This is a genomic window from Streptomyces fungicidicus (genome assembly GCF_003665435.1).
Taxonomy (GTDB): domain Bacteria; phylum Actinomycetota; class Actinomycetes; order Streptomycetales; family Streptomycetaceae; genus Streptomyces; species Streptomyces fungicidicus.
Genome location: NZ_CP023407.1, coordinates 3,080,728 through 3,102,106, shown reverse-complemented (window position 1 = coordinate 3,102,106; position 21,379 = coordinate 3,080,728). Strand labels below are relative to the sequence as shown.

The following is a 21,379-nucleotide window of genomic DNA, read 5'->3' as shown; positions in this document are numbered from 1 at the left end:
CCGGGCACAGGCGTCCCCCACAGTCCACCGAACCGGGGCCCGTACCTCGATGTCCGTGCACAGCCACACGGCAGCCCAAGACGTTGCCGCCACTCCTGAGTTCCCGCGTCATGTGGTGACCGCGGTCCTCGTCTCCCACGACGGCGCCCGCTGGCTGCCCGACGCGCTCGCCGGGCTGCTCGGCCAGGAACGCCCCGTCCAGTTCGCCATGGGAGCCGACACCGGCAGCGCGGACGACTCCGCCCGGCTGGTCGGCGAGGCCCTCGGCGACGACCACGTGCTGCACCTCGCCCGGCGCACCGGCTTCGGCCAGGCCGTCGAGGAGTGCCACCGCGCCGCGCCGCACCTCACGCCCGACGAGCTGCCCTACCTGAAGCGGCCGAGCGGCTGGGACCCGGCCACCCGCAGCTGGCGCGACGACGCCTACGACATGCCGGAACTCCCGCACGGGGAGCCGGTGCAGTGGCTGTGGCTGCTGCACGACGACTGCGCGCCCGAACCCGACGCGCTGGCCCACATGCTGCGCGTCGTGGAGAACGAGCACGAGCTCGGCCGTGACGACGTGGCCGTCGTCGGCCCCAAGCTCCGCGGCTGGTACGACCGCCGGCAGCTCCTCGAGGTCGGCGTCTCCATCGCCAACTCCGGGCGCCGCTGGACCGGCCTGGACCGCCGCGAACAGGACCAGGGCCAGCACGACCATGTACGGCCCGTGCTGTCGGTGTCCACCGCCGGCATGCTGGTCCGCCGCGACGTCTTCGACCGGCTCGGCGGCTTCGACCGGCACCTGCCCCTCATGCGCGACGACGTCGACCTGTGCTGGCGCGCCCACTCCGCGGGACACCGGGTCCTGATCGCCCCCGACGCCGTCGTCCGGCACGCCGAGGCGGCCTCCCGGGAGCGCCGTACCGTCGACTGCGTGGGCCGCACCTCCGCCTCCCCGCACAAGGTGGACAAGGCGGGCGCCGTCCACACCCTGCTCGTCAACACCCGCACCGCCGCCCTGCCCTGGGTGCTGCTGCGCGTCGTCCTCGGCACGCTGCTGCGCACCCTCGCCTACCTCGTCGGCAAGGCCCCCGGACAGGCCGTCGACGAGATCCGCGGCCTCATGGGCACCCTGCTCAGGCCCGAACGGATCCTCGCCGGACGGCGCCACCGCGGCAGCCCGCAGGTCGACAAGGGCGAACTGCGGCCGCTGTTCCCGCCGCCCGGCGCGACCGTCCGCGTCACCGTGGAACAGGTCGCGGGCAACCTCGTCGGCCGCTCCGACCCCGAAGCCACCACCGGCGCGGGACGGCACGGCGGGGCCATCGAGTCCGGACCCGGCGGCGACGACGCCGACTTCCTGCAGGTCGAGCAGTTCGCCCGGCTCAAGCGCATCGCCCGCAATCCCGGCCCGGTGCTCTTCCTGTTGCTGCTGCTGGTCTCCCTCGCGGCCTGCCGCCAGCTCCTCGGCGGCGGCGCGCTCGCGGGCGGCGCCCTGCTGCCCGCGCCCGCCGACTCGGGCGACCTGTGGGCGCGTTACACCGACGCCTGGCACACCGTGGGCGCGGGCGGCACCGGCTCCGCACCGCCCTACCTCGCGCTCGTGGCGGCCTTCGCCTCCCTCCTGCTCGGCTCGACCGGCGTCGCCGTCACCATCCTCCTGGTCTGCTCGGTACCGCTGGCTGGCTTCACCGCGTACCTCGCCTCCCGCCCGCTCGTCGAGTCCCGGCTGCTGCGCGCGTGGGCGGCCGTCGCCTACGCCTTCCTGCCCGCCACGACCGGCGCCCTGGCCGGCGGCCGCATCGGCACCGCCGTACTCGCCGTCCTGCTGCCGCTCGTCGCCCGGGCCGGCATCGCGGCGAGCGGCCTCGCGAACACCACGGACGCACGCGGCAGTTGGCGCGCCACCTGGGCGTACGCCCTGCTGCTCACCCTGACCACCGCGTTCACCCCCATCGTGTGGCCCATCGCGCTGGTCCTCGGCGCCGGCGTGCTCGCCGTGCGCCGCACCGACCTCCCGGCCTACGGACTCCGCTTCCTGGCCCAGCTGGGCACCCCCCTGCTGGTCCTCGCACCGTGGTCGCTCTCCCTCCTCCCCTTCGGCTTCTTCCGCGAGGCGGGCCTGGAGTACGGCGCCTCCGCCGCCTCCCCGCTCGACCTGCTCGGAGCCGGCCCGGGCGGCCCCGGCACCGTCGGCGGACTGCTGCTCATCGGTCTGGTGCTCGCCGCGCTCGCGGCCCTGCTCCGCTCCGAGCGCCGTCCGGCCGTCCTCACCGCGTGGGCGGCCGCCCTGGTGGGCCTCGTCTTCGCGGTCCTGTCCAACAACTCGGCCTGGGCGGGCCCCGCCACCCTCGTCTACGGCATCGCCGTCCTGGCCGCCGCCGCGCTCGGCGCCGACGGGGCACGCTCCCGGGTTGCCGAGCAGAGCTTCGGCTGGCGCCAGCCGGTCGCCGCGCTCATCGCCCTGGCCTGCGCCGTAGGCCCGCTGGTGGCCGCCGCCGGCTGGATGATCGGCGGCGCCGACGGCCCGGTGCAGCGCCGCGACCCCGTCCAGGTGCCCGCGTTCGTCGCCGAGGAGAGCGGCACCCGCGACCAGGCCCGCACCCTCGTCCTCGACAGCGACTCCACCGACCGGGTCGGCTACGTACTGGTCCGCGGCTCCGGCGCCCGCATGGGCGACGCGGAGATCGCCGCCGAGGACGGCGAGAACACGAGGCTCGACAAGGTCGTCGCCAACCTCGTCGCCGGCTCCGGCGCCGACCAGGCCGACCAGCTCGGCGGCTTCGCCGTCCGCTACGTCCTCGTCCACGCGGGCGCGCCCCGCGAGGTCGCCCGCGTCCTCGACGCCACCCCCGGCCTGTCCCGGCTCAGCCAGCAGTCGGACGGCGCGCTGTGGCGGGTCGACCGGGAGGTCGCCCGCGCCGGCATCGTCGCCGGCGAGGACGACGGCGGCGAGCCCCAGCCGGTGGCCGCGGGCCCGGTCGAGATCCACACCAAGATCCCGAGCGGCGCCGACGGCCGTGTCCTGCGCCTCGCCGACACCGCCGCCGAGGGCTGGACCGCCACCCTCGACGGCAAGCCGCTGACCCGCACCACGGTCGACGGCTGGGCCCAGGGCTTCGAACTCCCCGCCGCCGGCGGCACGCTGGACGTCACCTACGACGACCCGATCAGCCACACCGCGTGGCTGTGGGCCCAGGGCCTGCTCGCCGTCGTCCTCGTGGTCATGGCCCTGCCCGGCCGCCGCCGCGACGTCGACGACGACCTGCCCGAGGAGCCGGCGGTCACGGCCGAGGACCTGGCGGGCGAGGGCCGCCGCGCACGGCGGCTGCGCGCCCAGGCGGACGCGGAGGCGGCGGCCGGGACCGCGGCCGCTGCCCGGGCTGGGGCTGAGGCTGAGGCGGAGGGTACGGAGGCGGAGTCCGGCGCCGGGGAACCGGCCGTCGGTGAGGACTTCCCGGCCCCGCCGGGGCAGCCGCCCGCGGCCGTTCCGCACCAGGCCGACTACGGCGACTGGGACGCCGCGCAGTACGCGAACGGCTACCCGGACGAGTACCAGCAGTACCCGACCGACGCCTACGGCCGCCCCTACCAGGCGGACGGTTACCCCCAGGGCGGCGAGTACGACCCGTACTCCTACGGCACCCAGCAGACCCCGTACGACCAGAGCTACACCCAGGGCTACGACCCGAACTACCCGCAGGGCTACGACACGTCGTACGACCCCCACGGCACGGGCAGTGAGCGTTCCGACGGGAGCCAGCAGTGAACCGCACCACCCTGTCCCTGATCGCGGGCGTGACCGCGCTCGCCGCCGTCACCGGCTTCGCCGCGGTGTCCTCGCCGGACGCCGGCGCCGCGAACGAGGCGGCGGGGGCGGCGGCCCGCCTTCCCGTGGAGCGCACGAGCCTGGTGTGCCCTCCGCCCAGCACCTCGGACCTGGCCGAGACGGCGTACACGTCCTTCACGCCGGTCACCAAGGGGGCGGAGGGCGAGGGGAAGGCCGCGCTCGAGCCGGCGGTGCAGGCCGCGGACGAGGACGGCAAGGACGGCGGGGACGGCGGGGACGGCAAGGGCGAGAAGTCCGTGCTGGAGCCCAAGGAGCCCGGCAAGCCGGTCGTCGGGGACACCAGCGGGGGCGAGGCTCCTGCCCTGCTGGGCACCGCCGAGGGACGCTTCGCGCCCGGCTGGACCGTGCAGCAGACCACCACGGTCACCGCGGGCACCGGCCGGGGGATGCTCGGCGCCGCCTGCACGGCCCCCGACACGGAGTTCTGGTTCCCCGGCGCGAGTACGGACGCCGACCGCACCGACTACGTGCACGTGATCAACCCGGACGACTCCGCGGCCGTCGTGGACATCGAGCTCTACGGCAAGGACGGCGCCCTCAAGACGGCGGTGGGGGAGGGCATCACCGTCAAGCCGCACTCGGCGGAGCCGGTGCTGTTGTCCACGCTCACCGACGAGAAGCAGGCCAATGTGACCGTGCACGTGGTGGTCCGCAGCGGCAGGGTCGGCGCGGCGGTGCAGGCGCTGGACGACAAGCTGGGCGGCGACTGGCTGCCCGCGTCGGCCGACCCCTCGGGCAGCCTGGTGCTGCCGGGCATCCCGAAGGACGCGACGGCCGTGCGGCTGGTCGCCTTCACGCCCGGTGGGGCCGACGTCGACCTGAAGGTGCGGCTGGCCTCCCCGTCCGGTCTGATCACCCCGGCGGGCAACGAGACGCTGCATGTGAAGGGCGGCATGACGGCGGCCGTCGACCTGGGCGACATCACGCGCGGGGAGGCGGGCTCCCTGGTCCTGACGGCGGCGGACGCCTCGGTGCCGGTGGTGGCGGCGGTACGGGTGCTGCGGGGCGAGGACGGCAAGCAGGAGTCGGCGTTCATCCCGGCGGCGCGGCCGGTGGGCACGCGGGCCACGTCCGTGGACAACACGGCCAAGGGCACGACGCTCGCCGTGACGGCTCCCGAGGGCACGGCCAAGGTCAAGGTCACGGCGTCCGCGGGGACGGAGGGCGGCACGGCGGCCTCGAAGACGTTCACGGTCAAGGCGGGTACGACGCAGAACGTCGAGGCGCCCGTGCCGGCCGGGGTGAAGGGCACGTACGCCCTCACGGTGGAACCCGAGTCGGGCACACCGGTCTACGCGTCCCGGACGCTGGCGACGAAGGAGGACGACGTGCCGTTCTTCACGGTCCAGCCGCTTCCGGACGACCGGGGGTCGGTGGCGGTGCCGGAGGCGAGCGAGGACCTGTCGATCCTGCAGAAGTAGGGTCGTGCTGCGCTGATGCCGGTGGGTGGAGCGGGGGCGGGGTGGGGGTGCCCGTCCTCGGACTGGCGCGACTGTGCCAGTTAAAGGGGTGCGGGACGCGGACGCGCCAGCCACTGCGGGCGCCCACCCCCACCCCACCCCCTCCCCGCCGTACGCGCCCACCCCCACCGTCTCCGCCGTACGCGCCTACCCCACCGTCTCCGCGCAGCCGCCCTCTCCGCTCTCCGCGCCCAGCCACCCGTGTCGCTCTCCGCGCGCAGCCGCACTCCGCTCTCCGCGCGCAGTCGCCCCCCGCTCTCCGCCGGCAGCCGCCCCGCCGTTCCCGCGGGCAGCCGTCCCGCCGTTTCCGCGGGCAGTCGTGCCGCAGGGCGGCACGGGTGGGCGCGACGGCACCCCGTAAGCGCCGGGCTGCGCAACACCCCCCGGCCCACACCCACGCCGGGCACCCGGCAATCACGGCGCCGCAACGCCCGCCTCAGTCCTCCCCGTACCGGGGATCCACCGTCTCCGGCGTCAGCCCCAACACCTCCGCCACCTGCTCGACCACGACCTCGTGCACCAGCGCCGCCCGCTCGTCCCGCCCCTTGGTCCGGATCTCCACCGGCCGCCGGTAGATCACCACCCGCGCCGGACGCCCGTCCCGAGCAGCCACCGTCCCACCCAGCGGCACAGCCTCGTCGCTCCAGCCCGCCCCCGCCGCGCCCGCCGCACCCGAGCCCGCACCCCCGTCCAGCCGAGGCACGTCCAGCACCAGGAAGTCGACGTCGGCGAGCTGCGGCCACCGCCGCTCCAGCCGCTCCACGGAGTCCTGCACGAGATCGGCGAACGTCTCCGCCCTGCTGGCGGCAAGCGGCACCTGGGGAGGTGCGATGGGGCCCCGCATGCCCCGACCGTGGCGATCACGGCGGCGGGGTCCGGGGCCGGAGCCGGGCCCGGGGCCGGCGGTACGGGGCGTCACGGGGCTGTCCATCACTGCGAAGGGTAGTCGTCACGTCGCCGCCCCGCCCGAACCCCGTACGCCTTCCGGCCGACCTGCACGGCATGTCACAACATGACCATTCCAGCCAAGGTTGGGCTCGATTTCATATCTCTTCGAGACCGATGACCTCAAGGCAATTGACGGTGTTTGTACCAACTGGTGACCGGAATCAGAACCGGCAAGCGCGTCGGAGCCTCGCGTCGACCCAGGTCAGCAAGGTGTGGCCAAAGGGGTATGTGGGGCGTTTCACGCCACGACACGGGGGAGTGACCTGGTGGAGAGTCGTCGCGGCCCGCTCAAGAGTGCGGTACCGTCCAACATCGTGAGCCCTGTACGTCGCTGTTCGCGCACCGCCTGCGGCCGTCCCGCCGTTGCGACGCTGACGTACGTCTACGCCGACTCGACCGCGGTCCTCGGCCCGCTCGCCACCTACGCCGAACCCCACTGCTACGACCTGTGCGCGGAGCACTCCGAGCGCCTCACCGCGCCGCGTGGCTGGGAGGTCGTCCGCCTGCTCGACGGCTCGGCTCCGGCCCAGCCCAGCGGGGACGACCTGGAAGCGCTCGCGAACGCGGTGCGTGAGGCGGCCCGTCCCCAGGAGCGGGCCGCGGGCGCCGGCGGCGGCTCCCGTACCGCGGACCCCATGGAGGTCGCCCGCCGCGGCCACCTGCGCGTTCTCCGCTCCCCGGACAACTGACGCGCTCCCTCTGAGCTCACGGGTCACATAAACCACCGCACAACCATTGACGCCTCCTTGTCGCGAACACGACCATTCCGTGAGAACGAAGCGAGAAATCGCTTTCGCATGGCGGAATCCGGGAGGCGCCCGTGTACGTCCAGGAACTGGAACCCGTCGCCGGCTCGCTCGGCCTCTCCGCGCTCGTGGCGGCCCTGCCCCTCGTGATCGTCCTGGTCCTGCTCGGCGGCGTCCGCATGAAGGCGCACCTCGCGGGCCTGATCGGCCTGCTGGCCGCCGTCCTGGTCGCCTGCCTGGCGTACGGGATGCCACTGGACCAGACGCTCTCCAGCGGCGTCCAGGGCGCCGTCTTCGGCCTCTTCCCCATCATGTGGATCGTCGTCAACGCCCTCTGGGTCTACCGGATGACCGTCCGCACCCGGCACTTCGACGTCCTCCGCCGCTCCTTCGGCCGCCTCTCCGACGACCCACGCATCCAGGCGCTCGTCATCGCCTTCTGCTTCGGCGCCCTCCTGGAGGCCCTCGCCGGGTTCGGCGCCCCCGTCGCGATCTCCGCCGTGATGCTGGTGGCCCTCGGCTTCGACCCCGTACGCGCCGCCGTGGTCGCGCTGGTCGCCAACACCGCGCCGGTGGCGTTCGGCGCCATGGGCACACCGGTCGTCACGCTCGCCCAGGTCACCGGCCTGCCGCTGGACTCCGTGGCGTCGGTGGTCGGCCGCCAGACCCCGCTGCTCGCCCTCGTCGTACCGCTCGTGCTGGTCTGGCTGGTGGACGGCCGCCGCGGCCTGCGCGAGACCTGGGTCCCCGCGCTGGTCTGCGGAGTCGCCTTCGCCGTGGCCCAGTTCGTCGCCTCCAACTACGTCTCCGCCCAACTCGCCGACATCGGCGCCGCCCTGGCCGGCGCCGGCGCGCTCGTCGCCGTGCCGCGCTCCCGGGTGCCCGCCACCGAGTCCGTACGGGCCTCCGTGCTGACCGGCGCCCGCAGCGAGGAACTGGACGAGGAGGACCCGCGCGGCGAGGTGGTCCGCGCCTACGCCCCGTACGCGCTGATCGTGGCGATCTTCTCGGTCGCGCAGATCCCGGCGGTGAAGGACTGGCTCGCCGGTGCCACCCAGACCTACGACTGGCCCTTCCTGGACGTCGCGGGCCCGGACGGGGAGCCCGTGGGCGGCAACGTGTTCACCTGGCCGATCGTCTCCACCGGCGGCACCCTCGTGCTGATCGCCGGGGTGTTCACGGCGGCCGTGATCGGGGTGCGCGCGGGGGCGGCGGTCAAGGAGTGGCTGGCGACGGTGCACGAACTGCGGTTCGCCATCCTCACGGTGACATCGGTGCTGGCACTGGCCTACGTCATGAACCTCTCGGGCCAGGCGGCGACGATCGGCCACTTCGTCGCGGCGGCGGGGGCGGGGCTCGCCTTCCTCTCCCCGGTGCTGGGCTGGTTCGGAGTCGCCGTCTCGGGCTCGGACACCTCCTCCAACGCGCTGTTCGGCGCCCTCCAGGTGACCGCCGCCCAGCAGTCCGGGCTCTCCCCCGAACTGCTCGCCGCCGCCAACAGCTCCGGCGGCGTGCTGGGCAAGATGATCTCGCCGCAGAACCTCACCATCGCCTGCGCGGCCGTCGGACTGGCGGGCCGCGAGGGCGACTTGCTGCGCAAGGTGCTGCCCTGGAGCCTCGGCCTGCTGCTCGTGATGTGCCTGGTCGTGGTGGGCCAGAGCACGGCGGTGCTGGGCTGGATGCTGCCCTGAGCTCCCGCGACGCCCGCCGGCCCGGCCGGTGACCCCGGCCGGAGTGTCACCCCGCTACGGGTAGTTTGTGGTGACCGACAGGACTTCCGGAAGGGCTGGCCGTGGCTGCTGATCTGTCGCAGATCGTTAAGGCGTACGACGTGCGCGGAGTCGTCCCCGACCAGTGGGACGAGAAGCTCGCCGAGCTCTTCGGCGCCGCCTTCGTCCGGGTGACCGGCGCGACCGCCGTCGTCACCGGCCACGACATGCGGCCGTCGTCCCCCGGACTGTCGGGCGCCTTCGCGCGCGGAGCCGCGGCCCAGGGCGCCGACGTCACCGAGATCGGCCTGTGCTCCACGGACCAGCTCTACTACGCCTCGGGCGCGCTGAACCTGCCGGGTGCGATGTTCACCGCCTCGCACAACCCGGCCCGGTACAACGGCATCAAGCTGTGCCGCGCGGGCGCCGCCCCGGTCGGCCAGGACACCGGCCTGACCGAGATCCGGGAACTCGTCGAAGAGTGGAGCGAGTCGGGCGCCCCGGAGCCGGCGGCGAGTGCCGGAACGATCACCCGGCGGGACACGCTGGACGACTACGCGGCACATCTGCGCTCGCTCGTCGACCTGACCGCCGTCCGCCCGCTCAAGGTCGTCGTCGACGCGGGCAACGGCATGGGCGGGCACACCGTCCCGACGGTCTTCGACGGGCTGCCGCTCACCCTCGTCCCGATGTACTTCGAACTCGACGGCACCTTCCCCAACCACGAGGCCAACCCCCTCGACCCGGCCAACCTGGTCGACCTGCGGGAGCGGGTCCGCGAGGAGGGCGCCGACCTCGGCCTCGCCTTCGACGGCGACGCCGACCGCTGCTTCGTCGTCGACGAGCGCGGCGAGCCGGTCTCCCCGTCCGCGATCACCGCACTGGTGGCCTCCCGCGAGCTGGCCCGCAACGGCGGCAAGGGCACGGTCATCCACAACCTGATCACCTCCTGGTCGGTCCCCGAGGTCGTACGGGAGAACGGCGGCACCCCCGAGCGGACCCGCGTGGGCCACTCCTTCATCAAGGCCGAGATGGCGAGGACCGGCGCGATCTTCGGCGGCGAGCACTCCGCGCACTACTACTTCCGCGACTTCTGGAACGCCGACACGGGCATGCTGGCCGCCCTGCACGTCCTCGCCGCCCTCGGCGGACAGCACGGCACCCTGTCCGCCCTGGTCGCCCAGTACGACCGCTACGCGGGCTCCGGCGAGATCAACTCCACCGTCGACGACCAGAGCGCCCGCCTCGCCGCGATCAGGGCCGCCTACGAGGGCCGCGAGGGCATCACCCTCGACGAACTCGACGGCCTCACCGTCACCGCCGCCGACTGGTGGTTCAACGTCCGCCCGTCCAACACGGAACCCCTCCTCCGCCTGAACGCGGAGGCCCGCGACGAGGCCACCATGGCAAAAATCCGCGACGAGGCCCTGACCCTCATCCGAACCTGACCCCCACCGAGCCAGCCGCCCCTCCCGTTCCCGCGGGCAGTCGTCCCGCTGGGGGAGGGCGGGCGCGACGGCACCCCGCGAGCGCCGGGCCGCGTTGCCCCTTCCGTTCCCGCTGAGGCGTGCGGCCGCGCAGCCGCCCCTCCCGTTGCCGCGGACAGCCGTGCCGCTGGGACGGTGGGCGAGGGGGCGCGCCGGCACCCCGCGGGCGCCGGGCCGCGTTGCCCCTTCCGTTCCCGCTCAGGCGGGCGCGCGCAGCCGCCCCTTCCGGTTCCCGCGGGCAGTCGTGCCGTTGGGCCGGCACGGGTGGGCGCGACGGCACCCTGTCGGCGCCGGGCCGCATAGCCCCTCCGCCCCTAAGGCGGGCGCGCGCAGCTGCCCCACCCGCTTCCGCGGGCAGTCGTGCCGCTGGGGCGGCACGGGTGGGCGCGACGGCGCCCCGTCGGCGCCGGGCTGCGCAACCACCCCCCGACCGGCCCCAACGCCACCCGCCCCGCACCGGCGGTACCCTGACCAGCACATCGACCCCAGCGAAGGGACCCCCATGCCACTCGAAGCCGGCCTCCTGGAGATCCTCGCCTGCCCGGCCTGCCACTCCCCCCTCAAGGAGCAGGACTCGGAGCTGATCTGCACCGGCGCGGACTGCGGCCTGGCCTACCCCGTCCGGGACGGCATCCCCGTACTCCTCGTCGACGAGGCCCGCCGCCCCGCGTAACACGCACCCGGCGCCCGCGCCCGCGTAACGCGCACCACGCACCGCCCCGCCGCCCCCGCCGATCGAAGATCGGAGCCTGCCGCCCATGCTCGACGAATCGCTGCTCGACTCCCCGGAGGGCCTCGCCGAGGCCGACCGCCGCGCCCTGCTCCGCGGCGCCGCCGAGGCCGGCGCCCGCGTCCGCACCGCCGCACGGCTCGCCGCCGAGGCCGGCGTCAACGGGCTCAAACCCGACGGCCGCCCCCGCGCGGTCCTCATCGCGGGCCCCGGCGCCGCCGCCACCCAGACCGCCGACCTCCTCGGCACCCTGGCCGGCGCGGGCAGCCCCGTCACCCGCCTCGCCCCCACCGGCGTCGCCCCCGCGGCAGGCGCCCTGCGCTGGGAGCTCCCCGGCTGGGCCGGCTCCGTGGACCTCCTCCTCATCGCCACCCCCGACGGCACCGAGCCCGGCCTGTCGCTGCTCTTCGAGCAGGCATACCGCCGCGGCTGCACCGTCGTCGCGGTCGCCCCCGCCGGCACCCCGCTCGCCGACGCGGTCGGCGGCTCCCACGGCATGTTCGTCCCCATGGCCACCGCGCCCTACGACCATGACGAACCCCTCGCCGCCGCAGCGCCCGGCGTCCTGTGGGCGCTGCTCACCCCGCTGCTCGCCCTCCTGGACCGCACCGGCCTGCTCACCGCCCCGCCGGACGCCCTGGAGGCGATCGCCGACCGCCTCGACGGCATCGCCGAACGCTGCGGGCCGGCCATCGTGACGTACAGCAACCCCGCCAAGACCCTCGCCGCCGAACTCGCCGACACGCTGCCCGTCGTGTGGACGGAGGGCGTCTCGGCCGGCCCGGCGGGCCGCCGCTTCGCCGCCGCGCTCGCCGAACTGTCCGGCACCCCCGCCGTCGTCGCCGAACTGCCCGAGGCGCTCGCCGCACACGGCGCCCTGCTGGCCGGCCGGCTCGCCGCCGGCGCGGACCCGGACGACTTCTTCCGCGACCGCGTGGAGGAGAAGCCCGCCCTGCACGCCCGCGTGGTGCTGCTCCGCGACCGGCCCATCGGCGGCCTCACCGCGGCCCCCGCCGCCCGGGACCTGGCCCTCACCCACGACGTGCCGATCAGCGAGCTGGAGCCGGAGGCGGGCGGCGAACTGGAGACCCTCGCGGAACTGATCGCCGTCACGGATTTCGCCGCCGTTTACCTGGCGCTCGCCTCGGGAGCCTGATCATGCCCGGGACACCCTGACTTCCCCCGCGCAGACGCACGACACCGCGCGCCCGCACGAGAACCGGCAGAAGGAACGCAGAGACGCCATGGACCGCCTCGACAACACCATCCGCCCCTACGCCTGGGGTTCCACCACCGCCCTCCCGCGGCTGCTCGGCACCGAACCGACGGGAGAGCCGCAGGCGGAGATGTGGATGGGCGCCCACCCCGGCGCGCCCTCGCGCACCGGCCGGGGCACGCTCGTCGAGGTCATCGACGCCGACCCGGAGAAGGAACTCGGCCCGGACTCGGTCGCCAGGTTCGGCCCCCGGCTGCCCTTCCTCCTCAAGCTGCTCGCCGCCGGCGGCCCGCTCTCCCTCCAGGTCCACCCCGATCTGACGCAGGCGAAGGAGGGCTACGCGGACGAGGAGCGGCGCGGCGTCCCGGTGACCGCCCCGCACCGCAACTACAAGGACGCCAACCACAAGCCCGAACTGGTCTGCGCCCTCACCGAGTTCGACGGACTGTGCGGCTTCCGCGACCCGCTGCGCGCCGCCGAGCTCCTCGACGGCCTCGGCGTCGACACCCTGAAGCCCTACGTCGACCTGCTGCACGCCCACCCCGAGGAGGCGGCGCTGCGGGAGGTCCTCACCGCGATCCTCACCGCCGACCGCGAGGAGATGGCCCGCACCGTCACGGAGGCGGCCGCCGCCTGCGACCGCCTCGGCGGCGCCTACGCCCCGTACGCCGACATCGCCCACCACTACCCGGGCGACCCCGGTGTCATCGCGGCGATGCTCCTCAACCACGTCCGTCTCCAGCCGGGAGAGGCCCTCTTCCTCGGCGCCGGCGTCCCGCACGCCTACCTCGACGGCCTCGGCGTCGAGATCATGGCCAACTCGGACAACGTCCTGCGCTGCGGCCTGACCCCCAAGCACGTCGACGTCCCCGAACTCCTGCGCATCGTCCGCTTCGAGGCCGGCGACCCCGGCGTACTGCGCCCGGAGGCCGGTCCCGACGGTGAGGAGGTCTACGAGACCCCCATCGACGAGTTCCGGCTGTCCCGCTACGTCCTTCCGGCCGGCGGCACCACCCGCGACCTCACCCTGACCACCCCGCAGATCCTGCTCTGCACGGCCGGCTCGGTGCGGGCGGGCGAGCACGAACTGTCCCCGGGTGCCTCCGTCTTCGTCCCGGCGGGTGAGAAGGCCGAGGTCTCGGGTACCGGAACGCTGTTCCGTGCCACGGTCGTCGTCCGACGGCCGTGACGGAGACCTGACATCCCGTCGTCCGGCCGGGCTGCAACAATGGCCCACCGTCACAGGACGGGGGAGAGTCCCGGGCGGCGTACGCACACGCCCGCCCGGGCCCCACACGGCGTACGAAGGGACAACGCGGACACATGAGCGCGTCAGGCGGCACCAAGGCGATCGTGGCGGCACTCGCCGCCAACCTCGCGATCGCGGTAGCGAAGTTCGTGGCGTTCCTCTTCAGCGGCTCCTCGTCGATGCTCGCCGAGTCCGTGCACTCGCTCGCCGACTCCGGCAACCAGGGGCTGCTGCTGGTGGGCGGCAAGAGGGCCCAGCGCCAGGCGACCCCGCAGCACCCCTTCGGCTACGGCCGTGAGCGCTACATCTACGCCTTCCTCGTCTCCATCGTGCTCTTCTCGGTCGGCGGCATGTTCGCCCTCTACGAGGGCTACGAGAAGATCAAGCACCCGCACGAGCTGGAGCACTGGTACTGGCCGGTCGGCGTCCTCGTCTTCGCGATCATCGCGGAGTCCTTCTCCTTCCGCACCGCCATCAAGGAGTCCAACGGGCTGCGCGGCGACCGCTCCTGGAAGGAGTTCGTCCGCCACGCGAAGGCACCCGAGCTGCCGGTCGTCCTTCTGGAGGACCTCGGCGCACTCGTGGGCCTGATCCTCGCCCTCGGCGGTGTCGGCATGGCCCTGGCCACCGGCGACAGCGTCTGGGACGGCATCGGCACCCTCTGCATCGGCGTCCTGCTCATCCTGATCGCCCTGGTCCTCGCCGTCGAGACGAAGTCGCTGCTGCTCGGTGAGGCCGCGGGCCCCGAGGCGACCCAGAAGATCGAGGCCGCGGTCGTCGACGGCGACACCGTCACCCGCATCATCCACATGCGCACCCTCCACATCGGCCCCGAGGAGCTGCTGGTCGCCGCGAAGATCGCCGTCCGGCACGACGACACGGCCGCCGAGATCGCCGCGGCCATCAACGCCGCCGAGACGCGCATCCGCGAGGCCGTCCCGATCGCCCGGGTGATCTACCTCGAGCCGGACATCTACAGCGAGGCCGAAGCCGCCAAGGGCGCCGACCCCGAGGCCACCCCCGGCGGCCCGACCTCTCCCGACGCCGCTCACTGAGCCCTTCCGGGCCAGGGGCCCCGCCGGTCGTCCGGCGGGGCCCTTCGCCGTCCGCGGCCCGGATCGGCCTGATGTGTACGCGGCCGGACTGGGGACGGCAGGGTCCGGCGGTGTAGCTTGGGACGGAGCCAGACGTCGCTGCTGATGGCGGTCGGGCGGTCCCACCGGGGACCGGCCGAGGGAGAGAGGGCCTCCGACGGACTGCGCTGCGCGTACGCGGGCATGCCTGTGTCCTCCTCGGGCACCCCTGTGTCCGCCGCCGCGCAGACCAGCCGTACCCACCTCGACCCACACCCCGAGGAGCAGCTCGCAATGACGACTGTCGAGAACCGACAGGACTTCAAGGTCGCCGACCTCTCCCTGGCCGAGTTCGGCCGCAAGGAGATCACCCTCGCCGAGCACGAGATGCCCGGCCTGATGGCCATCCGCAAGGAGTTCTCCGACGCCCAGCCGCTGGCCGGCGCCCGCGTCACCGGCTCCCTGCACATGACCGTGCAGACCGCCGTCCTCATCGAGACCCTGGTCGCCCTCGGCGCCGAGGTCCGCTGGGCGTCCTGCAACATCTTCTCCACCCAGGACCACGCCGCGGCCGCCATCGCCGTCGGCCCGAACGGCACGCCCGACAACCCGCAGGGCGTCCCGGTCTTCGCCTGGAAGGGCGAGACCCTGGAGGAGTACTGGTGGTGCACGGAGCAGGCGCTGACCTGGCCGGACAGCCCCACCGGCGGCCCCAACATGATCCTCGACGACGGCGGTGACGCCACCCTCCTCGTCCACAAGGGCGTCGAGTACGAGAAGGACGGCAAGGTCCCCTCGGTCGACACCGCCGAGAACGACGAGCACCGCGTCATCCTCGAACTGCTCAACCGCACCATCACCGACGGCTCGCAGAAGTGGACCCAGCTGGCGTCCGAGATCCGCGGTGTCACCGAGGAGACCACCACGGGCGTCCACCGCCTGTACGAGATGCAGCGCGACGGCGCCCTCCTCTTCCCGGCGATCAACGTCAACGACGCCGTCACCAAGTCGAAGTTCGACAACAAGTACGGCTGCCGCCACTCCCTGGTCGACGGCATCAACCGCGCCACCGACACCCTGATCGGCGGCAAGACCGCGGTCGTGTTCGGCTACGGCGACGTGGGCAAGGGCTGCGCGGAGTCCCTGCGCGGCCAGGGCGCCCGTGTCATCGTCACCGAGATCGACCCGATCTGCGCCCTGCAGGCCGCGATGGACGGCTACCAGGTCACGACGCTCGACGAGGTCGTCGACAAGGCCGACATCTTCATCACCACGACCGGCAACAAGGACATCATCATGGCCGCCGACATGGCCAAGATGAAGCACCAGGCCATCGTCGGGAACATCGGTCACTTCGACAACGAGATCGACATGGCCGGCCTCGCCAAGATCCCCGGCATCGTCAAGGACGAGATCAAGCCGCAGGTCCACACCTGGGCCTTCCCCGACGGCAAGAAGATCATCGTCCTCTCCGAGGGCCGCCTGCTGAACCTGGGCAACGCCACCGGCCACCCGTCGTTCGTGATGTCCAACTCCTTCGCGGACCAGACCCTGGCCCAGATCGAGCTGTTCACCAAGCCCGACGAGTACCCGACCGGCGTCTACGTGCTGCCCAAGCACCTCGACGAGAAGGTCGCCGCCCTTCACCTCGACGCGCTCGGCGTGAAGCTGACCAAGCTCCGCCCCGAGCAGGCCGAGTACATCGGCGTGCAGGTCGAGGGCCCGTTCAAGTCGGACCACTACCGCTACTGAGCCCACGCTCTCCCCGCGGTGGGCGCCCGTCCGCGCACGGACGGACGCCCACCGGCGGCAGGTCCACCGAGGCAGGCCCCCGCACCCCCGTGCCGGGGGCCTGCCCCATGAGCGGACCGGCGACCGGCCCAGCCCGTCACGACCCAGGACCCCCATGCCCCGCGGCCGCTATTCGCTCCACGATCCGCACGACCACACCCCCCTCGCCGAAGAGCACTTCCACTGCGCCACCGGCCCCTCCGGATGGCGCTACGTCTCCCAGCTCACCGCCCCCTCCGGCGATCACCTGGGCTCGGTCGACCTCGCCCTCGACGACCTCGGCCGCCCCGTCCGCCTCGAACTCCACGCCGCGAGCTGGCAGATCCGCGGCGCCGCCCTCGACGGCGTCACCTGGGTCCGCACCGACCCCACCGGAACCCACGCCACCGAAGGCAATGTGCGCGCCCACGCCTTCACCGGCTCGTCCCCCGCGTTCCTGGTCGCCACCGCCCGCCTCCTGCGCCTCACCCCCTCCCGTACGCCCACCCGAGTACGCCTCGTCGCCTTCACGGAACCGGTCCTCGCCCCCCGCACCCTGGACCAGTCCTGGGCGCTGGTGAAGAGCGAAGCACACGCCACTGACAACGGCCCCCTGACCGTGGACGAATACCAGGTCACAGCCCTGGACACGGGCGAGCAGCACAGCGTGCACCTCGCCGGGGACGTGGTCCTCGCGGCCCCCGGCGTCGAGCTGGAGGACCTGGAATCACCCCCGTCGGTCTTCGACTGACCCGCGCCGCCCGAAGGCCCCGCCACCTACGCCGGCGGGACGAACCCCGTCGAGGGCCGCTCGTCAGCCGCTCCGTCCGCCCGCGGCGACGCGGCACCCGGACCAGCCGGCGGATACGCGGCCGACGAATGCCCGGGTGACGGATATCCGGATGGCCGATGGACGGCCGGCGGCACGGCCACGGGCGGCTGAGCGGGCGGCGGGGCATGGTTGCCCGCCCAGCCCGCGCCTGCGGGGCCCGCCTGTCCGCCGCCCACGGCCGCCCCGTTCCCGAACGCCCGGCGGGCCTCCCGGGCCTGCCGCTCCTGGAGAACCGCCGCGAGGTACGCCGCGGGCGGGACCCCCGGCGGCACCGGCGTCCCCGTGCGCTCGGCCAGGTCCCCGGCCAGCCGCTCCGCCATCGACCAGCCGACCTGCGGATCCAGCTGCCGCATCCGCGTCAGGTACTGGCGGACGGCGAGCCACAGCCCGTCGGGCACGGCGGACAGATCGAGCCCCGAGAAACGCCCGGCCAGCCAGGGCGGAGGCGGCGGCACGAAGCCGGCCTGCCCGGCCGGCACCCGCTCCCGCACGACCAGGGTCCCCGCGAACACATCCCCGAGCCGTCGCCCCCGCGCCGAGACCAGGGAAGCGATACAGGCCACGACCCCGAACGTCATCAGGATCTCGATCACACCGATGAGACCCCGCACCAGCGCGTGCCGGAACCGGATCGGCCCTCCGTCGTCGCGCACCACCCGCAGCCCGCACGCCATCTTCCCGAGCGACCGCCCCTGGCTGAGCGTCTCGACCACGATCGGCCCGCCCACCAGCACCAGCACGAACATCGCGATCGAGATCGCCGTCTGCGCCGCCTCGTCCAGCGAGGCCGTGGCAGCCACCAGGGCGATGGTCACCGCGACATAGACGGCGACGGCCGCCGCCAGATCGAGCAGCACGGCAAGCGCCCTGCTGGGCAGCCTCGCGGGGCGCAGCTCCAGCGCCACCGCCTCGCCCGTCACCAGCTCACTCACGCCCGCCGCCCTTCCCTGCCCTGCCTCGAACACCGTCAGTCTGCCAAGCTGATGACACATCGCACCGCAGTACGACCAGTCGATCAAGCGGATCATCGTTCCACCGGTCCGGCCGACCGCCCACGAACAGCCGAGGAGCAGGCACACCGATGGACCTCGATGTCTTCGTCTCCGCCCACCGCGCGGAGTGGGACCGCCTCGACGCCCTCCTGAGGCGCCGGCGCCGCCTCACCGGCGCGGAGGCCGACGAACTCGTCGTCCTCTACCAGCGCACCGCCACCCACCTCTCCCTGATCCAGTCGGCGGCCCCCGACCCCCAGCTGACCGGCCGGCTCAGCCAACTGGTGGCGCGCGCCCGCAGCGCCGTGACAGGCGCCCGGCGGGCATCGTGGCGGGACGTCACCCGCTTCCTGACCCACAGTTTCCCGGCCGCCGTCTACACGTCACGCCACTGGTGGGTGCCCACGGCACTGCTCTCGACGGCCGTGGCGGCACTGCTCGGCTGGTGGATAGGCACCCATCCCGACGTCCAGGCGTCCATCGCCGCCCCCAGCGAACTGCGCGAGCTCACCCGCCCCGGCGGCCAGTACGAGACCTACTACTCCAGCCACCCCGCGGCCTCCTTCGCCGCCCAGGTCTGGACGAACAACGCGTGGGCCGCAGCCCTCTGCCTGATCCTCGGTGTCTTCCTGGGCCTGCCGGTCCTTTGGATCCTCTTCCAGAACATGCTCAACCTGGGCGTCGGCTTCGGCCTGATGTCCTCGGCCGGCCGCCTCGACACCTTCCTCGGTCTCGTCCTGCCGCACGGCCTCCTCGAACTCACCGCGGTCTTCGTCGCGGCCGGAACCGGTCTCCGGCTCGGCTGGACCGTCATCGACCCGGGCCCCCGCACCAGGCGCACAGCGCTCGCGGAGGAAGGCCGAGCGGCCCTGGCCATGGCGATAGGCCTCGCCCTGGTCCTCTTCGTCTCCGGCGCCATCGAAGGCTTCGTCACCCCCTCCGGCCTGCCCACCTGGGCGCGCATCGCCATCGGCGTCATCGCCGAGCTCGCCTTCCTGGCCTACGTCTATGTCGTGGGCGGACGCGCGGCGCGCGCCGGCGAGACCGGCGACCTGGAGGAGTCCGAGCGCAGCGCCGCCGTGCCGACGGCCGCCTGATGTGCGTCAGGCTCCGTTGAGCTGCTAGTCTCCTCTTCGCCCCGCAGGAGCCGTTGACACGGACCCGGCGGGGAGGTAGATTCGAACAGTTGCCTGGAGACGGGGCCTACCCCGCAGGGCGACAGTGAGCGTCTAGCAGCTTCCGGTCGAAACGCAGCTTTCGAGGAAGCACCTCCCGATAAATCGGAAAACGAAGGCCGGTCAGTCCGCCCTGAAACTTCTGATAAAGTCGGAACCGCCGGAAAGGGAAACGCGAAAGCGAGAACCTGGAAAGCACCGAGGAAATCGGGTCGAGAAAAGATCTGATAGAGTCGGAAACGCAAGACCGAAGGGAAGTGCCCGGAGGAAAGCCCGAGAGGGTGAGTACAAAGGAAGCGTCCGTTCCTTGAGAACTCAACAGCGTGCCAAAAGTCAACGCCAGATATGTTGATACCCCGTCCATCCGGTTCGGATGGTCGAGGTTCCTTTGAAAAACACAGCGAGGACGCTGTGAACCACCGGACTATTCCTCCGGTGGTTCCGCTCTCGTGTGTGCGCACCCGATTACGGGTAAACATTCACGGAGAGTTTGATCCTGGCTCAGGACGAACGCTGGCGGCGTGCTTAACACATGCAAGTCGAACGATGAACCACTTCGGTGGGGATTAGTGGCGAACGGGTGAGTAACACGTGGGCAATCTGCCCTGCACTCTGGGACAAGCCCTGGAAACGGGGTCTAATACCGGATACTGACCCGCCTGGGCATCCAGGCGGTTCGAAAGCTCCGGCGGTGCAGGATGAGCCCGCGGCCTATCAGCTTGTTGGTGAGGTAACGGCTCACCAAGGCGACGACGGGTAGCCGGCCTGAGAGGGCGACCGGCCACACTGGGACTGAGACACGGCCCAGACTCCTACGGGAGGCAGCAGTGGGGAATATTGCACAATGGGCGAAAGCCTGATGCAGCGACGCCGCGTGAGGGATGACGGCCTTCGGGTTGTAAACCTCTTTCAGCAGGGAAGAAGCGAAAGTGACGGTACCTGCAGAAGAAGCGCCGGCTAACTACGTGCCAGCAGCCGCGGTAATACGTAGGGCGCGAGCGTTGTCCGGAATTATTGGGCGTAAAGAGCTCGTAGGCGGCTTGTCGCGTCGGTTGTGAAAGCCCGGGGCTTAACCCCGGGTCTGCAGTCGATACGGGCAGGCTAGAGTTCGGTAGGGGAGATCGGAATTCCTGGTGTAGCGGTGAAATGCGCAGATATCAGGAGGAACACCGGTGGCGAAGGCGGATCTCTGGGCCGATACTGACGCTGAGGAGCGAAAGCGTGGGGAGCGAACAGGATTAGATACCCTGGTAGTCCACGCCGTAAACGGTGGGCACTAGGTGTGGGCGACATTCCACGTCGTCCGTGCCGCAGCTAACGCATTAAGTGCCCCGCCTGGGGAGTACGGCCGCAAGGCTAAAACTCAAAGGAATTGACGGGGGCCCGCACAAGCGGCGGAGCATGTGGCTTAATTCGACGCAACGCGAAGAACCTTACCAAGGCTTGACATACACCGGAAACGTCTGGAGACAGGCGCCCCCTTGTGGTCGGTGTACAGGTGGTGCATGGCTGTCGTCAGCTCGTGTCGTGAGATGTTGGGTTAAGTCCCGCAACGAGCGCAACCCTTGTCCCGTGTTGCCAGCAGGCCCTTGTGGTGCTGGGGACTCACGGGAGACCGCCGGGGTCAACTCGGAGGAAGGTGGGGACGACGTCAAGTCATCATGCCCCTTATGTCTTGGGCTGCACACGTGCTACAATGGCCGGTACAATGAGCTGCGATACCGCGAGGTGGAGCGAATCTCAAAAAGCCGGTCTCAGTTCGGATTGGGGTCTGCAACTCGACCCCATGAAGTCGGAGTCGCTAGTAATCGCAGATCAGCATTGCTGCGGTGAATACGTTCCCGGGCCTTGTACACACCGCCCGTCACGTCACGAAAGTCGGTAACACCCGAAGCCGGTGGCCCAACCCCTTGTGGGAGGGAGCTGTCGAAGGTGGGACTGGCGATTGGGACGAAGTCGTAACAAGGTAGCCGTACCGGAAGGTGCGGCTGGATCACCTCCTTTCTAAGGAGCACTTCTAAGCCGGGCTTGCCCGGTTCAGAGGCCAGCATGCGGGCGAACGTCTCGCACTGGTTGCTCATGGGTGGAACGTTGACTACTCGGCCGGTACCTCGGATCGGAGGCTGCTAGTACTGCTCTTCGGAGCGTGGAATGCATGAT

14 protein-coding genes and 1 rRNA gene are annotated in these 21,379 nt (G+C 72.2%); 13 read left to right on the top strand and 2 right to left on the bottom strand.

Annotation, left to right across the window (positions count from 1 at the left end):
* The first annotated feature begins 49 nt into the window (after nt 1-49).
* Nucleotides 50-3,751 carry a glycosyltransferase family 2 protein gene (locus CNQ36_RS13905; protein WP_121546239.1) on the top strand — a complete coding sequence of 1,234 codons (3,702 nt, stop codon included), beginning with the start codon at nt 50-52 and terminating at the stop codon, nt 3,749-3,751.
* The gene (locus tag CNQ36_RS13900) at nt 3,748-5,253 is read left to right on the top strand and encodes a DUF5719 family protein (RefSeq protein WP_121546238.1); all 1,506 of its coding nucleotides are present in this window, start codon (nt 3,748-3,750) and stop codon (nt 5,251-5,253) included. The genes CNQ36_RS13905 and CNQ36_RS13900 overlap by 4 nt, the downstream gene beginning before the upstream one ends.
* A 475-nt stretch (nt 5,254-5,728) precedes the next feature.
* Here the strand turns inward: CNQ36_RS13900 and CNQ36_RS13895 are convergent, their stop codons facing one another.
* Nucleotides 5,729-6,223 (bottom strand): metallopeptidase family protein, encoded by a 495-nt coding sequence (locus CNQ36_RS13895; RefSeq protein ID WP_121548453.1) that lies wholly within the window; start codon nt 6,221-6,223, stop codon nt 5,729-5,731.
* 283 nt (nt 6,224-6,506) lie between these two features.
* Here CNQ36_RS13895 and CNQ36_RS13890 point away from each other — a divergent pair, with 283 nt between their 5' ends.
* The 9 genes from CNQ36_RS13890 (at nt 6,507) to CNQ36_RS13845 (ending at nt 16,971) form a co-directional block, all read left to right on the top strand.
* Nucleotides 6,507-6,929 carry a DUF3499 domain-containing protein gene (locus tag CNQ36_RS13890; RefSeq protein WP_040907000.1) on the top strand — a complete coding sequence of 141 codons (423 nt, stop codon included), beginning with the start codon at nt 6,507-6,509 and terminating at the stop codon, nt 6,927-6,929.
* A gap of 131 nt (nt 6,930-7,060) precedes the next feature.
* A complete protein-coding gene (locus CNQ36_RS13885; RefSeq protein WP_121546237.1) occupies nt 7,061-8,677 on the top strand; it encodes an L-lactate permease in 1,617 nt (538 codons plus the stop codon).
* A 101-nt stretch (nt 8,678-8,778) separates the two neighbouring features.
* Complete coding sequence (locus CNQ36_RS13880) at nt 8,779-10,143, top strand: phosphomannomutase/phosphoglucomutase (protein ID WP_121546236.1); 1,365 nt, start codon at nt 8,779-8,781, stop codon at nt 10,141-10,143.
* 541 nt (nt 10,144-10,684) lie between these two features.
* Nucleotides 10,685-10,855 carry a Trm112 family protein gene (locus tag CNQ36_RS13875; RefSeq protein ID WP_004930620.1) on the top strand — a complete coding sequence of 57 codons (171 nt, stop codon included), beginning with the start codon at nt 10,685-10,687 and terminating at the stop codon, nt 10,853-10,855.
* A gap of 85 nt (nt 10,856-10,940) precedes the next feature.
* A complete protein-coding gene (locus CNQ36_RS13870) occupies nt 10,941-12,068 on the top strand; it encodes an SIS domain-containing protein (RefSeq protein WP_121546235.1) in 1,128 nt (375 codons plus the stop codon).
* A gap of 88 nt (nt 12,069-12,156) precedes the next feature.
* On the top strand, nt 12,157-13,317 hold the full coding sequence (manA, locus tag CNQ36_RS13865) for a mannose-6-phosphate isomerase, class I (RefSeq protein ID WP_121546234.1): 1,161 nt from the start codon (nt 12,157-12,159) through the stop codon (nt 13,315-13,317).
* Nucleotides 13,318-13,451: 134 nt separating this feature from the next.
* A complete protein-coding gene (locus tag CNQ36_RS13860; RefSeq protein ID WP_121546233.1) occupies nt 13,452-14,432 on the top strand; it encodes a cation diffusion facilitator family transporter in 981 nt (326 codons plus the stop codon).
* Nucleotides 14,433-14,744: 312 nt separating this feature from the next.
* Nucleotides 14,745-16,202: an adenosylhomocysteinase gene (ahcY, locus tag CNQ36_RS13850; protein ID WP_121546232.1), complete on the top strand. Its 1,458-nt coding sequence runs from the start codon at nt 14,745-14,747 to the stop codon at nt 16,200-16,202.
* A gap of 154 nt (nt 16,203-16,356) precedes the next feature.
* Nucleotides 16,357-16,971: a hypothetical protein gene (locus CNQ36_RS13845; protein WP_004930633.1), complete on the top strand. Its 615-nt coding sequence runs from the start codon at nt 16,357-16,359 to the stop codon at nt 16,969-16,971.
* Nucleotides 16,972-16,997: 26 nt separating this feature from the next.
* On the opposite strand, the gene CNQ36_RS13840 is transcribed toward CNQ36_RS13845, so the two are convergent.
* On the bottom strand, nt 16,998-17,984 hold the full coding sequence (locus CNQ36_RS13840; RefSeq protein ID WP_121548452.1) for an RDD family protein: 987 nt from the start codon (nt 17,982-17,984) through the stop codon (nt 16,998-17,000).
* A 149-nt stretch (nt 17,985-18,133) separates the two neighbouring features.
* Between CNQ36_RS13840 and CNQ36_RS13835 the strand changes: the two genes are divergently transcribed.
* Both CNQ36_RS13835 and CNQ36_RS13825 read left to right on the top strand, forming a co-directional pair.
* Nucleotides 18,134-19,141: a stage II sporulation protein M gene (locus tag CNQ36_RS13835; protein ID WP_121546231.1), complete on the top strand. Its 1,008-nt coding sequence runs from the start codon at nt 18,134-18,136 to the stop codon at nt 19,139-19,141.
* 556 nt (nt 19,142-19,697) lie between these two features.
* Nucleotides 19,698-21,223, top strand: a 16S ribosomal RNA gene (locus tag CNQ36_RS13825).
* Nucleotides 21,224-21,379: the final 156 nt, after the last annotated feature.

Excerpts from the sequence above, each read along its gene's own strand:
- CNQ36_RS13835 (WP_121546231.1), top strand. The coding sequence starts at position 18,134 with ATGGACCTCGATGTCTTCGTCTCCGCCCACCGCGCGGAGTGGGACCGC.
- manA (WP_121546234.1), top strand. The coding sequence starts at position 12,157 with ATGGACCGCCTCGACAACACCATCCGCCCCTACGCCTGGGGTTCCACC.
- CNQ36_RS13905 (WP_121546239.1), top strand. The coding sequence starts at position 50 with ATGTCCGTGCACAGCCACACGGCAGCCCAAGACGTTGCCGCCACTCCT.
- CNQ36_RS13870 (WP_121546235.1), top strand. The coding sequence starts at position 10,941 with ATGCTCGACGAATCGCTGCTCGACTCCCCGGAGGGCCTCGCCGAGGCC.
- CNQ36_RS13860 (WP_121546233.1), top strand. The coding sequence starts at position 13,452 with ATGAGCGCGTCAGGCGGCACCAAGGCGATCGTGGCGGCACTCGCCGCC.
- ahcY (WP_121546232.1), top strand. The coding sequence starts at position 14,745 with ATGACGACTGTCGAGAACCGACAGGACTTCAAGGTCGCCGACCTCTCC.
- CNQ36_RS13845 (WP_004930633.1), top strand. The coding sequence starts at position 16,357 with ATGCCCCGCGGCCGCTATTCGCTCCACGATCCGCACGACCACACCCCC.
- CNQ36_RS13895 (WP_121548453.1), bottom strand. The coding sequence starts at position 6,223 with ATGGACAGCCCCGTGACGCCCCGTACCGCCGGCCCCGGGCCCGGCTCC.
- CNQ36_RS13875 (WP_004930620.1), top strand. The coding sequence starts at position 10,685 with ATGCCACTCGAAGCCGGCCTCCTGGAGATCCTCGCCTGCCCGGCCTGC.